This is a genomic window from Rhizobium sp. K102 (assembly GCF_022385315.1).
Taxonomy (GTDB): Bacteria; Pseudomonadota; Alphaproteobacteria; order Rhizobiales; family Rhizobiaceae; genus Rhizobium; species Rhizobium croatiense.
On sequence record NZ_CP092435.1, the window covers coordinates 352,883 to 368,186 of the forward strand.

Annotated in this window: 12 protein-coding genes; 7 read left to right on the top strand and 5 right to left on the bottom strand. The window is 61.9% G+C overall.

The features are described 5' to 3' along the window. From MHI61_RS05585 to MHI61_RS05600, 4 genes are all read right to left on the bottom strand, one after another. Nucleotides 1–1,905 carry an ABC transporter substrate-binding protein gene (locus tag MHI61_RS05585; RefSeq protein ID WP_239789540.1) on the bottom strand — a complete coding sequence of 635 codons (1,905 nt, stop codon included), beginning with the start codon at nucleotides 1,903–1,905 and terminating at the stop codon, nucleotides 1–3. A gap of 214 nt (nucleotides 1,906–2,119) precedes the next feature. Next, nucleotides 2,120–3,628, bottom strand: a complete 1,509-nt coding sequence (locus MHI61_RS05590) for an alpha-N-arabinofuranosidase (RefSeq protein ID WP_239789541.1) — start codon at nucleotides 3,626–3,628, stop codon at nucleotides 2,120–2,122. A 210-nt stretch (nucleotides 3,629–3,838) separates the two neighbouring features. Next, nucleotides 3,839–4,765: an ArsR family transcriptional regulator gene (locus tag MHI61_RS05595; protein ID WP_239789542.1), complete on the bottom strand. Its 927-nt coding sequence runs from the start codon at nucleotides 4,763–4,765 to the stop codon at nucleotides 3,839–3,841. Between the two features lie 209 nt (nucleotides 4,766–4,974). Next, entirely contained in the window at nucleotides 4,975–5,733 is a 759-nt protein-coding gene (locus tag MHI61_RS05600) for an IclR family transcriptional regulator C-terminal domain-containing protein (protein WP_239789543.1), read from the bottom strand. A 258-nt stretch (nucleotides 5,734–5,991) separates the two neighbouring features. Here MHI61_RS05600 and MHI61_RS05605 point away from each other — a divergent pair, with 258 nt between their 5' ends. From MHI61_RS05605 to pcaF, 3 genes are read left to right on the top strand one after another with little or no spacing between them, the layout of a single operon-like run. Then, nucleotides 5,992–6,699 (top strand): 3-oxoacid CoA-transferase subunit A, encoded by a 708-nt coding sequence (locus MHI61_RS05605; RefSeq protein WP_239789544.1) that lies wholly within the window; start codon nucleotides 5,992–5,994, stop codon nucleotides 6,697–6,699. After that, the gene (locus tag MHI61_RS05610; RefSeq protein ID WP_239789545.1) at nucleotides 6,696–7,385 is read left to right on the top strand and encodes a CoA transferase subunit B; all 690 of its coding nucleotides are present in this window, start codon (nucleotides 6,696–6,698) and stop codon (nucleotides 7,383–7,385) included. The genes MHI61_RS05605 and MHI61_RS05610 overlap by 4 nt, the downstream gene beginning before the upstream one ends. Before the next feature lie 10 nt (nucleotides 7,386–7,395). After that, nucleotides 7,396–8,601 carry a 3-oxoadipyl-CoA thiolase gene (gene pcaF / locus MHI61_RS05615; protein ID WP_239789546.1) on the top strand — a complete coding sequence of 402 codons (1,206 nt, stop codon included), beginning with the start codon at nucleotides 7,396–7,398 and terminating at the stop codon, nucleotides 8,599–8,601. A gap of 187 nt (nucleotides 8,602–8,788) precedes the next feature. Here the strand turns inward: pcaF and MHI61_RS05620 are convergent, their stop codons facing one another. Beyond that, nucleotides 8,789–9,604: a transglutaminase-like domain-containing protein gene (locus MHI61_RS05620; RefSeq protein WP_239789547.1), complete on the bottom strand. Its 816-nt coding sequence runs from the start codon at nucleotides 9,602–9,604 to the stop codon at nucleotides 8,789–8,791. 446 nt (nucleotides 9,605–10,050) lie between these two features. On the opposite strand from MHI61_RS05620, the gene MHI61_RS05625 reads away from it, so the two are divergent. The 4 genes from MHI61_RS05625 to glgX all read left to right on the top strand — a co-directional run bounded on the left by MHI61_RS05625 (nucleotide 10,051) and on the right by glgX (nucleotide 15,292). After that, entirely contained in the window at nucleotides 10,051–10,533 is a 483-nt protein-coding gene (locus tag MHI61_RS05625) for a GNAT family N-acetyltransferase (RefSeq protein WP_239789548.1), read from the top strand. Nucleotides 10,534–10,660: 127 nt separating this feature from the next. Continuing rightward, complete coding sequence (locus tag MHI61_RS05630; RefSeq protein ID WP_239789549.1) at nucleotides 10,661–11,878, top strand: MFS transporter; 1,218 nt, start codon at nucleotides 10,661–10,663, stop codon at nucleotides 11,876–11,878. Nucleotides 11,879–12,241: 363 nt separating this feature from the next. Continuing rightward, nucleotides 12,242–13,036 carry an SDR family oxidoreductase gene (locus MHI61_RS05635; RefSeq protein ID WP_239789550.1) on the top strand — a complete coding sequence of 265 codons (795 nt, stop codon included), beginning with the start codon at nucleotides 12,242–12,244 and terminating at the stop codon, nucleotides 13,034–13,036. A gap of 99 nt (nucleotides 13,037–13,135) precedes the next feature. Continuing rightward, the gene (gene glgX / locus MHI61_RS05640) at nucleotides 13,136–15,292 is read left to right on the top strand and encodes a glycogen debranching protein GlgX (protein WP_239789551.1); all 2,157 of its coding nucleotides are present in this window, start codon (nucleotides 13,136–13,138) and stop codon (nucleotides 15,290–15,292) included. Nucleotides 15,293–15,304 lie beyond the last annotated feature (12 nt).

The window sequence follows — 15,304 nt, forward strand, 5'->3', positions numbered from 1 at the left end:
TTATTTCGGTTGAGCCGGCTTCAGCTTGACCATCATCAGCCTCGAATTCGCCCAGTTCGGCACCGGATCCGTATAGGGGTCCTTGATCGTCGGATAGCCGGTCCAATAGGTCGTATCCATCGAGGTGAAGACGTTATAGGACATCAGCGGGATCGTCGGCATTTCGCGGGCGACCAGCTTCAGATAATCCTTGCCGAGCTCGATGCCCTTCGGATCGTCCGCGCCGATGCCGCGGATGTTTTCGATGATCTTGTCGAGCTCCGGATTAGACCAGCGCTGCCAATTGCGTGGCGGCTGGTTTTCACCCTTCTTGGCAACGAACTGCGAGTGCCAGCTTTCGAGGAAGAAGGAGAGGTCGGGATCGCCGCCCCAGGTCTCGACGCTCCAGGCGATCGCCACATCGAAATCGCCGGGCTGCAGCGCCGTCTGCCAAAGTTTGGCGGCGGGCACGGCTTTGGCGTCGATGCCGAATGCGGCCCATTGCTGTGCGATCAGCGTGCCGGCCCGGGTGAAGACGGAGCGCGTATCGCCCTCGACCGTCATACGGATCCGGAACGGCTGGCCGTCAGGCGTCATCCACTTGCCGCCGGTTTTCTTGAAGCCGGCCTTCTCGAGAAGCTCGGTCGCCGCCTGCGGATCCGGTTTCCACCAGCCATAGCCGAAGGCGTTGCTGATCGCCTGTGGGTCGGTCGGGATCTGATCCTTGAACTTCGGCTGCTTGCGCAGGATATCGGCGATCTGTTGTCCGATGGTCGGGTCATAAGGCTTGATCTTGCGCTTGCCGGTATCGATTTCGAAGTCCTTCAGCCAATCCTGCATCGGCGCCTGATAGTCCTTCATCGTGGCCGCCGTAGGCGGTACGCCAAGCGCCGAAAGCGTGGCAGCGCCGCGGTAGCTCGCCATGTCGACCGCCTTAATGTCGATCAACAGGGCAAGCGCCCAGCGCACATCGGCCTTGTCGAAGGGCGGATTCTGCGTGTTGAAGATGACGGCCGGAAGTGTCGGATCCGGATGGGCGAAGGGGAAGCCCGGGAACCAGGTTTCGACCGACTTGGATTTCTCCTTGAGGGTGAACATGCCCTCCGGCGTATTGTCGTGAATGATATCGAGGTTGTGCTCGAGCTGAGCGATCGTCCGTTTATCCGGCGGGCCGGGATCGACATAGGTTACATATTTCGGGCCCGGCTCGCCAAAGCGGGCAAGCGATGTCCGCTGCCAGTCCTCGCGCTTCTCCCAGGTATACCACTGGCCTTGGGGATCATACGCCTTGAGCTTGTAGGCGCCGAGCGAGACTGGATTGGCGAAGTCATAGCGAAGCGGATCCTCCACCTTCTCGAATACATGCTTCGGCATGATCCAGGCGCCGTTCCAGCGCACGGTGAAGATCGAATGGAAGCGCGAATTCGGCTTCTTCAGCTTGAACACGACGGTCTGGGGATCGGTCGCCTCGACGCTTGCCACCTGCACCGTGAAGGCCGCACTCCAGACCATGCCGGGGTGTTCCATCTGCGTCTTGACGGTATAGACCACGTCATCGGCCGTGAATTCCACGCCGTCGCTCCAGTAGCGCCCCTTGCGCAGCTTCACGGTCATCTCGGTGAAGTCGGCATTATATTGCGGCTTGTCGGCGGCGAGCGAATTGTCCCAGCTCGCGCCGCCAAGCCCTTGTTCCGGGTCGATATACCAGAGCGTATCCATGGTCAGCTGCTGCAGGCCGGTCGAAACCCCGCCGCCGCCATTGACCCAGATGTTGAACCAGCCGGGATTCTTGATCGTCCCTTCCGGATTTTCGACGATGAGCGTCTCCTTGCGCGGCAAGGAGGTGTATTCTTGGGCTCCGGCCACTGCGGTCAGGCCGATGGTGGCCAGCACGAAGCCGAATGCAAACCTCTTCCACTTTTGCATGAACTCCTCCCTTGAAAGCGATCATGCCGCGGCCGCTGGGGCACGCAGGGGCATGTCGCGGTTGCCGGTTCGCAGAAGCCCGGGAACTTCCAGGTCTTCAGCAAACCATTTCTCCAGTCCGCCTGCCTCCTCGCAGCCGAACCGAATATCCCAGAGGCATGATGCCGAAAATCATCAGCGGTTTTCGGAAGACATCATGTTCTAACCATCTAATTCACACCGACAGCCGGATGACGTTATAGGACAGCGGTTTCAGCGCCGCCCGCACCCGTCCGTCTTCAACCCTTGCGCTCTCGACCTTGGCGGGCACGACCGTTTCCGGCCGCTGCGCCGTATTGACGGCTTCGAGATCGCCATGGCTCATCTCCACCTGTTCGATCAGCCGGGCGCCGCCGAAACCTTCCAACCGCACGTCGAGATCGAGCACTGTGTCCGGATGGCGGTTGACGGCAAAGAAGGTGAGCGTCCGGCCATCCTCCGAATGGACGGCCGAGACGTCGAGATAGGGAACCTCGTTCTCCTCGTCGCTGTCATAGGTCGGGCCGTCGACGACGAGCTGAAGCGCCGTGCCGCGGCCATATCTGGAGGCGTAGTAGAAGGGATAATAGATCGTCTGGCGCCAGGCAGCGCCGCCATCCTCGGTCATGATGGGGGCGATGACGTTGACGAGCTGGGCGATGCAGGCGATGCGCACCCGGTCGGAGCGGCGGATGAAGGTGTTCAGAATGCCGCCGACCTGCAGCACGTCCTCGAAATTATAGACGTCTTCGAGCAGATGCGGCGCATCCGGCCACTCGTCACGCGCCAGGATCTCCTTGTCCTGCTGGTTGGAATGATACCAGACGTTCCATTCATCGAAGGAAATGCCGATCGTCTTCTTCGAGCGCTTTTTCGCCTTGATGTAGTCGATCACGCCGCCGATCGTGGTGATGTAGCGGTCGAGCTTGGTCGCGCGGGCGAGATAGTTCAGCGTGTTCTTCTCGCGGTTGGCGAAATACATATGCAGCGAGATATAATCGGCGCTGTCGTAGCACTGCTCGAGGACTTGGGCCTCCCAATCGGGATAGGTTTTCATATCGGAATTGGACGAGCCGCAGACCACGAGTTCGAGCGACTTGTCGAAGCCGCGCATCGCCTTGGCCGTCTCATCCGCGAGCCGACCATATTCATAAGCCGACTTGTGGCCGACCTGCCAGGGGCCGTCCATCTCGTTGCCGAGGCACCACAATTTGACATCGTGCGGATTGGACCAGCCGTGTTTGCGGCGCAGATCCGACCAGTAGGTGCCGCCGGGATGATTGCAATATTCGAGGAAATTGCGGGCGGCGTCGAGGCCACGTGAGCCGAGATTGACGGCGAGCATCGGCTTGGTGTTCGCCTTCTTGCACCAGTCGACGAATTCGTTGACGCCGATCTGATTGGCTTCGCGGGTGCGCCAGGCAAGGTCGAGACGAACAGGGCGCTCCGAACGCGGGCCGACGCCGTCTTCCCAATTATAGGCCGAGACGAAGTTGCCGCCGGGATAACGGCAGTAGGGCGTGTCGAGATCACGGACGAGATCGAGGACATCGCGGCGAAAGCCGTCTTCATCGGCTGTCGGATGTCCGGGCTCGTAGATGCCGCCGTAGATCGCTCTGCCGAGATGCTCGAGGAATGAACTGTAGAGCCTGGCGTCAATGGTCGCGATGCGGAAATCGCGGTGGGCAACGACATTCGTCTTCAACGGATCCTCCCGTTTATGTATCAGGAATTTTGTTTTCTTGCTCCTAACTTGATATCAGGAATGTCGTTCTGTCAACCGAGCTGCATCTTTTATCATACTAATTCATTTTTCGATAAAAATTATGTAATTACAGCATGTTGTCGTATTTCATCCATCGCAAAATCGGAAAACAAGCGGCGTTTTTAAATCAAAATTTCCGATATTGATTGATCACACGTGCAGCCGCATGATGATGTCGCGGCCGTGATTTCCGAAGCCGCGGCCGAAAATGTTGACGCCGCCGGTATGGCCGGCATTCTCGGCGATGCCGACGCGCAGCCGGATCGAGGAATGCTGGCCGAGCGCCAGATCGCCCAGCGTGACATTCGATGCGGCGACACCGTCGATGAAGGTGCCGCGCGTCGAGATGCGCCAGGTCTTCATTATCCCATATTGCGAGCCTTCGAGCTTCCACCAGGCGGGCGTGAAGGCGCCGCGCTTGTCGCCGTAATCGCCGGGCGACGTCCAGGTGCCGATCGCCATGCCATTGACCCAGAGCGTGATGTCGGAGGGCCAGTCCGGATTGGTGCCAGGCACTTCCGAGGATAATTCCAAGGAGAACTCGATGGCACGGATATCCTTGTTCAACACCTTGGCATTGTTGGGGAATTTATATTCGACATAGCCCCGGCCGAACCAGACGAGCCCGGCCTGCATGCGCTGTGGGTCAAGGAAATAGTCGGGCACGTCGAGGGGGCCGATGACGCTTTCGGTGGAACAAAGGCCGCATGGCGCATGGACGTCGCAACTGGTGTACAAGCCGACCGGCATCTCGACTTCGATAACATTGTTGGCCCGTTGCGCCGCGCTTTCCTCGAAGCTGATCAGGATCTCGCTGTAGATCGCCGAGCAGATCTTCTGGTTCCCCTTCCGCGCTTTTGCCAACTGCGAGTCGACAAGCCGTGCGTCTTCCAAAATCTGAATGCCGGTGGCGACCGTGGATTGGGGGAGGGACAAAGCGCGCGCGATATCGTTGATATTCATCGGCCCCTTGGCGCAGAGCAGCTTGAGAATCTCGATCCGCGCCGGGGCAGAAAGTGCGCGGATCGCCTCACTATTCTCACCGGCGGCAATCGTCAAAAACGAACGTTCCATCATTCCCCCAATGATTCCGATGAAATGATGTATATCGGAAATTATGATACATCAAGTGGGAAGGGGGCGTGCCTCCATTCATCAATGACGGCATATAAATCATTGATTGCAGGTTCAACGGCCAGCGCATGCGTTTCCGTTCTCAGGTCCCACAGAAAGGGCAGGGCGCGGGTCAATGCCCACCGACCGCGGCCGCGTCCTCGCCCGCACCGTCACCGGTGCAAGAGCGGCCGCAAGGCGGCCTGTGTTTCCTTCAGCAGCATGAGATAGCGGTCCTTCATCTCCGCTGCCGGGACGAGGGCGGCCGGCGCGCCGATATTGATTGCCGCGACCGTTTCGCCGCGGTCGTTTTCCACGGGCACGGCGATCGAGCAGAGGCCGATCTCCAGCTCCTGATCGATGACCGCATAGCCTTCCGCGCGCACGCGCCGGAATTCGGCAATGAGTTCCTCGGGATCGGTCTTGGTCTTGGCAGTGTTTTGCTTCAGCTCGCTGCGGGCAAGAATGGCGCGCGCCTCGCTTTCGGGAAGGGCTGCAAGCAGCACGCGGCCCATCGAGGCGCAATAGGCCGGTAGGCGGCTGCCCGGGGTGAGATTGATCGACATGACTCGTCGCTGCGAGGCCCGGGCGACGTAGACGATTTCGATGCCGTCGAGCACGGAGGCCGAGGCGCTCTGGCCGGCGCGTTCCGAGAGATGATCGAGATGCGGCTGCAAGAGCGCCGGCAGCGGCGTCGCTGAGAGATAGGCATGGCCGAGCCGCAGGATCTTCGGCGTCAGTGTGAAGAACTTGCCGTCATAATCGGCATAGCCGAGTTCGGCGAGCGTCAGCAGCGACCGGCGCACGGTGGCGCGGTCGAGCGCTGTCAGCTTCGAGGCCTCGGCGATCGAAAGCCGCTGCCGCGTCTCGCCGAAGGCTTCGATGACTTTCAGACCGCGGGCAAAGCCGCTGACGAAATCCGTTTCGCGCATGGGGGGCTCCTGTGGTTGGGGCTTGGCTAAGTAAATTTGTATCGCTCCGCCCTTCGCTTGCGCTTCGGGCATTCGTCGCTGCAATCGATTCACTGGATCGATTGCTGGGCAACGCCTGACCGCTCCTCATTGTGCGATATAAGAACAAATGTCAAATACCGCACAAAGTATCTTGCGGTATGCCCCTGCCGCGCTTTATCTCTGAACAGGAGACGGGATGGCGAGCTGCCCACCCGATCGAGCCAAGGAGAATCCGGCATGGACAAGTCAGTCGGGAGCACGGCGGAGGCCGTCTCCGAGATCGGTGACGGCGCGACCGTCATGATCGGCGGTTTCGGCGGTTCGGGCGCGCCGATCGAATTGATCCACGCCCTGATCGACAAGGGCTGCAAGGGTCTCACCGTCATCAACAACAATGCCGGCAACGGCCGCATCGGCATCGCGGCGATGATCGATGCCGGCATGGTCAGAAAGATGATCTGCTCGTTCCCGCGCTCGTCGGATCCGCGCGCCTTCACCGACAAATATCTGGCCGGTGAAATCGAGCTCGAACTGGTACCGCAGGGAACGCTGGCCGAGCGCATCCGCGCTGGCGGGGCCGGCATTCCGGCCTTTTACACGCCGACGGCCTATGGCACCGAACTCGCCGAGGGCAAGGTCATCGCCGAATTCGACGGCCGCCACTACGTGCAGGAACGCTGGCTGAAGGCCGATTTCGCCATCGTCAAGGCTGCGGTCGGCGACATTCACGGCAACCTCACCTACAACAAGGCCGGCCGCAATTTCAATCCGCTGATGTGCATGGCGGCGGCGAAGACCATTGTCCAGGTCTCATCGATCGTGCCCGCCGGCGGCATCGATCCCGAGCATGTGGTGACCCCCGGCATCTTCGTCGACCGCGTCGTTGCCGTTCCCAATCCGCAGCAGGAAGAAGAGCTCATTCGAGCCGGAGTGGCCTACGTATGACCGTCGATATCAGAGAAGACATCAAACTCACCAATGCGCAGATCGCCTGGCGCGCCGCCCAGGATATCGCCGACGGCGCCTATGTGAACCTCGGCATCGGTTTTCCCGAAATGGTCGCCCGCTATCAGCCGCCCGGCCGTGAAGCGATCTTCCACACCGAAAATGGCATCCTGAATTTCGGCGAGCCGCCGGCGGAAGGTGAAGAAGACTGGGATCTGATCAATGCCGGCAAGAAGGCGGTGACGCTGAAGCCGGGCGCGGCCTTCTTCCACCACGCCGACAGCTTCGCCATGGTGCGTGGCGGCCATCTCGACGTCGCCATCCTCGGTGCCTATCAGGTCGCGCAGAATGGCGATCTCGCCAACTGGCGGGTGGGCAGCAAGGGCGTGCCTGCTGTCGGTGGCGCCATGGATCTCGTGCACGGCGCCAAGCAGGTCTGCGTCATCACTGAGCATGTCACCAAGACGGGCGAGCCGAAGCTGGTGGAGAAATGCACCTTCCCGCTGACCGGTGTCGCCTGCATCACCCGCGTCTACACGAGCCACGCCGTCATCGACATCGTCGATGGGCGTTTCGTCCTGCGCGAGAAGCTGGCCGCGATGTCTGAGGAGGAATTGCAGGCGATGACCGGTGCGCCGCTGCATATCGAGGGGCCGGTTGCCGATCTCGTCGTTCCGAAACTCTAAAGGAAAAGCCATGACCGAAGCCTTTATCTGCGACTATATCAGGACGCCGATCGGCCGCTTCGCCGGCTCGCTCTCGCAGGTGCGCGCCGACGATCTCGGCGCCATCCCGCTGAAGGCGCTGATGCAGCGCAACGGCGCCGTCGACTGGGAAGCCGTCGACGACGTGATCTTCGGCTGCGCCAACCAGGCGGGTGAGGACAACCGCAATGTGGCGCGCATGTCGGCGCTCCTGGCCGGCCTGCCGATCGCCGTGCCGGGCACGACCATCAACCGGCTGTGCGGCTCCGGAATGGATGCGGTGATCACGGCCGCACGCGCCATCCGCGCCGGCGAGGCCGAATTGATGATCGCAGGCGGCGTCGAAAGCATGTCGCGCGCGCCTTTCGTCATGCCGAAGGCCGAGACGGCCTTTTCGCGGGCGGCCGAAATCCACGACACGACGATCGGCTGGCGTTTCGTCAACCCTGTGATGAAGAAACAATACGGCGTCGATTCCATGCCGGAGACCGGCGAGAACGTCGCCGCGGACTATCATGTCAGCCGCGAGGACCAGGATGCCTTTGCGGTGCGCAGCCAGGCCAAGGCCGCCGCCGCGCAGGCGAGCGGCCGGCTGGCGAAGGAGATCGTCGCCGTCACCATCCCGCAGCGCAAGGGCGATCCCGTCGTCGTCGACAAGGACGAGCATCCGCGTGCGACGACGGTGGAGACGCTGGCGAAACTCGCGACGCCTTTCAAGAAAGAGGGGGGCACGGTCACCGCCGGCAATGCCTCAGGCGTCAATGATGGCGCGGCGGCACTGATCGTCGCTTCGGAAGCTGCGGCGCGGAAATACGGACTGACGCCGATCGCCCGCATCCTCGGCGGCGCCTCCGCCGCCGTTCCGCCACGTGTCATGGGCGTCGGGCCGATCCCGGCCTCGCGCAAACTGATGGCCCGGCTCGGCTTGAGCCAGGAACAGTTCGACGTCATCGAACTCAATGAAGCCTTTGCCAGCCAGGGCCTAGCGGTGCTGCGCGCGCTCGGCATTGCCGATAACGACCAGCGGGTCAACCGCAATGGCGGCGCCATTGCGCTCGGCCATCCCTTGGGCATGTCGGGCGCCCGCATTACCGGCACAGCGGCGCTCGAGATTCATGAGACTGGCGGACGATATTCGCTGTCGACGATGTGCATTGGCGTCGGGCAGGGGATCGCAATCGCACTGGAAAGGGTTTGAGAGCACGGTACGTCAGATCCCGAGAGACCGCCACATCCCCAACTCCGGCGCTCCAGCGCCATACCCACCTTATCACAGGCGCAGATCCTGGGACCGGATGTCCCATTTGGCCGATGCACCAGGGCAGAATGGTAGCAGGAGAGCCAGGGTACTCGCCGGGGCAGCGTGTGATACTCCGCGCGGCGTCTCAGCCCTCTAACACTCTTTCATGACGCTCGCGCAATGAGTTGAAGACGCTTCCGGGCAGCCTTAGTTTCGTATCTTCGAAAAAACGCCGGTTCAACGCGTCGAAGTCTGCATCCGGATCGGCCGCAACCAAGGCGATCTCGTCAAAGAAATCCAGTTCGGAGTCCGAAAGCGTTGAATTTGGTGCGGGTTGTGCACCCCAAACGTCCCAGGGCAGGACTTCGCGACCGTTGAGGGTGGCGAGGTCGCGGATCAGGTTACCAGCGATGAACCACAGACCACGAAGCTGCGCGAACTCGATGCCGAACAAGTTCGGATCGAGTTCTCCGGTGCGGCATCTGCGCCAGGCGTCGGACGCGGTCAAGAACTGGTCGCGTGCAACGTCACGGATGTCGAAGCCAATTCCGAGCTTGCGGATGAAAACCTCGTCGAGCTGGCTGTCCAGCAGCGCCCAGCGTCCGTCACTCGCGCTCCAGTATTCGCAAACCCAGTGATCTTCGAATTTGCCGGGATTAAAGTAGGCGCCGAACCCTCCCCGGCCTCGAGCGGGAACGCGGTGGTGGCGAAGGATTGCGATGGACAGTAACATGTAGTGGCGGCAAATGCCGACCAGGCGCTTCCCGGGCGCTCGGGCACAGGAGAGCGGACGATCGTCAAGCGCCAGCAACGCATCAACCATCTTCTCGATCGGGCGGATATGGCTTTCGGCGCGGCGCGCGTCAGGAACCTTGTAACCATAGAGTGGTTCTGCGGCGTGTTCGTAGATCAGCAGAGCCTGCACCGTGCGGGCGACCCCCGATGGATCGGACGGCAGCATATCGAGGAGTGCGGAATGGCGCCCGGGCGCGCTGAAGAGTGATGCTTCGTGTAATGTTGAAGCTTGCGATGCTGAGCGCGGTCGTCGTGCTCGCAATGGTTGGAAGGGATTTTGACGTTCATATTGCAACCTCCTGTGGGGCAGATGCCGGTTCGCCTGTTCTGCCACAGCGTTCAATCGGGTGTTTGATCCGCGTTGCGGAGATTTGAGCGCTGGTTCGTCCGGCCGCGGTGCATCTCAGGCGAGCATCGCGGCATCACGGCACCGGAGCTTTCGGGAGCCGCGCGAAAGTCGCTGGCGGTGTTGTCATCTGCGCCAGGCAGGCGATAGCAATTGCACTCGCGTACTCGAAAAAGGTCTGAGGCTGGTTACGCGTGGGGCTTCCGGCACGTGCCGGCAGATCCGGGTCGGTTGCGCGCCAGATCAGGCTTCGATAGAAACCGGGCATGCTGATCCGACCTGCAAATAACGACGACCGAAGTGCCATCTGGAGGATCATCGGCCCGACGATCCGTGCCGGCGAGACCTATGCGCTCGACCGCGATCTCTCGGAAGCCGATGCGCTCGCCTACTGGATGGGGCCGGACCGCGAGACCTTCGTCGCGGAAGAGGGTGGCGTCATCCTCGGCACCTATTACATCAAGGCCAATCAGGCCGGCGGCGGGCGCCATGTCTGCAATTGCGGCTATATGACCGATGCCGCGGCGGCTGGCCGTGGCGTCGCCCGCCGCATGCATGAGCATTCGCTGGAGCGTGCCCGCGAAAGAGGCTTCAGGGCCATGCAGTTCAATTTCGTCGTCAGCAGCAATCGCCGCGCCGTCGAGCTGTGGCAATCGCTTGGCTTCGACATCGTCGGCCGGCTTCCCGGCGTCTTCCTCCATCCGACCGAGCGTTATGTCGACGCACTGGTGATGTTCCGCACCCTGTAGGATTGTACGGAAAAAAGATGGGAGGGCGGTGTCGAATTCGCGGCGCTCCAAACGTCATTGATCGTAGGCGAAATGCGGCAAGGCGGCCGCATCGTTGCGATCACTGTCGGCATGGAGGTTGGAAGCCATGAGTGTTCCCTATCGTTGGGTCATTGTCGCCGTCGGCGCTTTGATGTCCTGCGTGGCAATCGGCGCGATGTTCTCGCTGGCAATTTTCCAGGAGCCGATCGCGAGCGCGACCGGCTGGTCGCATGTCGGCATTGCCAGCGCGATGACGCTGAATTTCATCGTCATGGGTTTCGGCGGCTTCCTCTGGGGTGCGGCCAGCGACCGCTTCGGGCCGCGCATCGTAGTGATGATCGGATCCGTGCTGCTCGGCCTGGCGCTGGTGCTCGCGAGCCGCGCCGAGACGCTCATGCAATTCCAGCTGACCTACGGACTCCTGGTCGGATTGGCCGCCAGCGCCTTCTTCGCGCCGATGATCGCGGCGACGACCGCCTGGTTCGACGTCAATCGCGGGCTTGCCGTGTCGCTCGTCTCCGCCGGCATGGGCGTCGCGCCGATGACAATCTCGCCTTTCGCGCGCTGGCTGATTTCGGCCTATGAATGGCGGCCCGCGATGCTGATCATCGGCATTGCAACCTGGGTGCTGCTGGTGCCGGCCGCCCTGCTGGTCAGGCAGCGCCCCCCTGCCGAAACCGCCGATGCCGGCACCGAGTTCGCCACGGAGGGCGCCCGGCCCCAGCTTTCGAAGGTCTTCCGCTCGCCGCAATTCATCGTACTCGGCCTCACCTTCTTTGCCTGTTGTGCGGCCCATTCCGGGCCGATCTTCCACATGGTGAATTACGCGACGATCTGCGGCGTCGCTCCGATGGCCGCCGTCAGCATCTACAGCGTAGAGGGCCTGGCCGGTCTCGGCGGCCGGCTTCTCTATGGCAGCCTTGCCGACCGGATCGGCGTGAAGCCGGTGCTGGTCGCCGGCCTCGCAGTGCAGGCGGCGGCGCTGGCGACCTATCTCTTCGTCAGCGAGTTGACCCAATTCTATGCGCTCGCCATTGTTTTCGGCAGCGCCTATGGCGGCGTGATGCCGCTCTATGCGGTGCTGGCGCGGGAATATTTCGGCCAGCGCATCATCGGCACCGTTTTGGGCGCGGCGACGATGCTCTCCAGTCTCGGCATGGCCTTCGGCCCCCTGATCGGCGGCTGGATCTTCGACACCTTCGCCAATTATTCCTGGCTGTTCATCGGCTCCGCCACGGTCGGCCTCGGAGCGGCGGCGATCGCGCTGGCCTTCCCGCCGCTGGCTCGCCAGAAGCCGCAGCCGGCCTTGGGTGTGGCTCCTTGATGAGGTTCCATTCCGATCGAGGAGGTCTGCGAGACCAACGCCCCTCCCCAACCCCTCCCCACAAGGGGGAGGGGCTACACTGCGGTCCCCGGCAGTGATCAAAAGGAGTGGTCCTGCGGGCTGTTACCGTTCGACGAATTGGTACGATGGAGGGTTACCTGAAGTGGTGCGGCACGCTAGCCCCTCCCCCTTGTGGGGAGGGGTTGGGGAGGGGTCTTGGTCGGCCCGCACCGGCCAGCCACGACATCCCCCTCCATACAAATCTCCCGCTTTCGTGCATTGCCCTTCGCCGATTTCGGCTGATAGACTTCCCCTGTCTGTTTCATCACCTATGTCCTTTGTTTTCGGGAGGCTGTCCTAGCCATGGCAGAACTTGCTCAATTGCTCGCATCCATCAGACTGCCGGATCTCGCCGGCAAGGCCGTGCTGATCACCGGCGCCTCGACCGGCATCGGGGCGGCACTCGCCCGCGCCTTTGCGGCGCAGGGCGCCAAGGTCGGCGTGCATTATAATGCCAGCCGCGAGCCGGCGGAGAAGCTTGGCGAGGAGATCCGGGCGGCCGGCGGCACCGTGCATCTGATCCAGGGCGACGTGTCGCGGGAAGGCGAGACGGAGCGCGTCGTCGAAGAGACGGCGAAGACCTTCGGTCATCTCGACGGCATCATCAACAATGCCGGCGGCATGCTGGGGCGCAAGCCGACCTCGGAATATACCGACGCGCATTATGCCGCGGTCATGGATCTCAACGCCCGCTCAGTGCTGGCGGCGACGCGTGCGGCCCATCCCTGGCTGAAAAAGCAGGGCGGCTTCATCATCAATACCACCTCGATCGCCGCCCGCAACGGCGGCGGCAATGGCGCGATCCTCTATGCGGCGTCCAAGGGCTTCGTCTCGACGATCACCCGCGGCCATGCCAAGGAATTCGTCGCCGACAGGATCCGTGTCAACGCCGTGGCGCCGGGCGTCATCGCCACTCCCTTCCACGAGCGTTATACCGATGACGAGCAGATGGAGCTGCAGCGCAAGTCGATCCCGATGGGTTTCGTCGGCACCTCGGAGGACTGCGTCGGCGCCTATCTGTTTCTCGCCTCGCCGACGCTTTCAGGCTACATCACCGGGCAGATCATCGAGGTCAATGGCGGTCAGCTGATGCCATAAGTCATTCTCCCCGGAGGTTCTCTCTTCCTTTTCCCTCGCAAGGGAACTTTCGAACCGCCGTCACGTTTCCCGCTTGGCCATATTTTCAAGCGGGGCACCATGAGCTTTTCATTTTCGGAACTCGACTTCCTCAAACCGGAGCTCGGGGCGGAATATATTGGTTCAGGCACCCACTTCGCCGTCTTCTCGGCCCATGCGGAACAGATCGAACTTTGTCTCTTCTCTCCCGACGGAGTGGAAGAGATCGCGCGGCTGCCGCTGCCGAAACGCGAGGGCGACATCTGGTCGGGCTATATCGCCGGCGTCGGCCCCGGCACGGTCTACGGCTATCGCGCCCATGGGCCTTATGACCCGCAGGCCGGTCATCGCTTCAATCCGAACAAGCTGCTGCTCGATCCCTATGCCAAGCAGGTAACGGGCGAATTGAAATGGGACGACGCGCTGTTCGGCTACCGGATCGGCGAGGACGATCTTTCCTTCGACGACCGCGACAGTGCGCCCTTCACGGTCAAGAGCGTGGTGCAGGATCCGGACTTCGATTGGGCCGGTGAAGAGGCGATCCGCCGTCCCTGGCCCGACACCATCATCTACGAGGCGCATGTGCGCGGCCTGACGATGACTCATCCGAAGGTGCCGGAGCGGCTGCGCGGCACTTTTCTCGGCATGTGCAGCGATCCGATCATCGACCATCTCGTCAAGCTCGGCATCTCGGCGATCGAGCTCCTGCCGATCCAGTATTTCCTCGACGATCGTTATCTCCTGGAGAAGAACCTTCGCAACTACTGGGGCTATCAGACGCTCGGCTTCTTTGCGCCGCAATCGCGCTACATGTCCGGCGACAAGATCACCGAAATCAAGACCATGGTGAAGAAGTTCCATGCCGCCGGCATCGAAGTGATCATGGATGTGGTCTACAACCACACCGCCGAAGGCAGCGAGAAGGGGCCGACCTTGTCCTTCCGCGGCCTCGACAATGCGAGCTATTATATCCTTTCCCCCGATGATCCCCGCCACACCTTCGACACCACAGGCACCGGCAATACGTTGAACGTCGCCAACCCGATGGTGATGCGCATGGTGCTCGACAGCCTGCGCTATTGGGTCGGGGTCATGCATATCGACGGTTTCCGCTTCGATCTCGCCAGCACGCTCGGCCGGCAGGATCTGGAGTTCGACCGTCAGGGCCTGTTCTTCGGCGCCATCCGCCAGGACCCGATCCTGGCCGGCGTGAAGCTGATCGCCGAACCCTGGGATATCGGCGAAGGCGGATATCAGGTCGGCGGGTTCCCGCACCCTTTCCGCGAGTGGAACGACAAGTTCCGGGACGACGTGCGCCGTTTCTGGAAGGGCGATGGCGGCATGGTGTCGGAGCTGGCGGCGCGGATCACCGGTTCGGCGCTGCAATTCAACCATTCGGACCGGGGGGTGACCTCCTCGATCAATCTTCTGTCGGCCCATGATGGCTTCACCCTGATGGACACCGTCTCCTTCGACGGCAAGCACAACGAGGCGAACGGCGAGGACAACCGAGACGGCCATTCGGACAATCATTCCGACAATATGGGCGCCGAGGGCGCCACCGATAACGCCGATATCAACGCCGCGCGGGCGCGGCGGCGGCGCAACATGATGGCGACGCTGATGCTCTCCCAGGGCGTGCCGATGATCCTGGCCGGCGACGAGCTCGGCAACAGCCAGGGCGGCAACAACAACGCCTATTGCCAGGACAACGAGATCGGCTGGACCGATTGGGATGGCCTCGATGATCCCTTCCTCGATTTTTGTCGGCAGGCCGTCGCCTTCCGCAAGGCCCATCCGGTCCTCAGGCAGGAGCGGTTCCTGACCGGCGAGACCAGCGAGGACGGGCGCATCGAGATCGCCTGGTACAAGCCGGACGGCAGTTTCATGGATGACGGGGCCTGGAACGACGACGGACTGCAAGTGCTCGGCGTCTACCTCTCGAAAAGCGCGCATGCGCCGGATACCGAGGCGATGGACGACCTCTTCCTGGTCTTCAACGCCGGCGGTGACTGCGAAGTTCATCTGCCTGTCGTGAACGGCCTGAAAAAGTGGTCCCGGGTTCTCGATACCGGAGCGGAGACCGGCGCCTTCGATGTGCACGATCAGGACAATCCCTTCATGGTCTACACCCAGAGCCTGGCCGTGTTTGCGCCGAAAGGACAGACCCAGCCGCCGGAGGGGGCGACCAAGGCCCAGCGGCGCCGGTGGTTCCAGTTTGGTCGCCGCGGCAAATAGCAGGTCGTCAAC

What these genes read in the sequence shown, in the direction of transcription:
- MHI61_RS05585 (WP_239789540.1), bottom strand. Translation starts at nt 1,905, where the DNA reads ATGCAAAAGTGGAAGAGGTTTGCATTCGGCTTCGTGCTGGCCACCATC.
- MHI61_RS05595 (WP_239789542.1), bottom strand. Translation starts at nt 4,765, where the DNA reads ATGATGGAACGTTCGTTTTTGACGATTGCCGCCGGTGAGAATAGTGAG.
- MHI61_RS05600 (WP_239789543.1), bottom strand. Translation starts at nt 5,733, where the DNA reads ATGCGCGAAACGGATTTCGTCAGCGGCTTTGCCCGCGGTCTGAAAGTC.
- MHI61_RS05605 (WP_239789544.1), top strand. Translation starts at nt 5,992, where the DNA reads ATGGACAAGTCAGTCGGGAGCACGGCGGAGGCCGTCTCCGAGATCGGT.
- MHI61_RS05610 (WP_239789545.1), top strand. Translation starts at nt 6,696, where the DNA reads ATGACCGTCGATATCAGAGAAGACATCAAACTCACCAATGCGCAGATC.
- pcaF (WP_239789546.1), top strand. Translation starts at nt 7,396, where the DNA reads ATGACCGAAGCCTTTATCTGCGACTATATCAGGACGCCGATCGGCCGC.
- MHI61_RS05620 (WP_239789547.1), bottom strand. Translation starts at nt 9,604, where the DNA reads ATGCTGCCGTCCGATCCATCGGGGGTCGCCCGCACGGTGCAGGCTCTG.
- MHI61_RS05625 (WP_239789548.1), top strand. Translation starts at nt 10,051, where the DNA reads ATGCTGATCCGACCTGCAAATAACGACGACCGAAGTGCCATCTGGAGG.
- MHI61_RS05630 (WP_239789549.1), top strand. Translation starts at nt 10,661, where the DNA reads ATGAGTGTTCCCTATCGTTGGGTCATTGTCGCCGTCGGCGCTTTGATG.
- MHI61_RS05635 (WP_239789550.1), top strand. Translation starts at nt 12,242, where the DNA reads ATGGCAGAACTTGCTCAATTGCTCGCATCCATCAGACTGCCGGATCTC.
- glgX (WP_239789551.1), top strand. Translation starts at nt 13,136, where the DNA reads ATGAGCTTTTCATTTTCGGAACTCGACTTCCTCAAACCGGAGCTCGGG.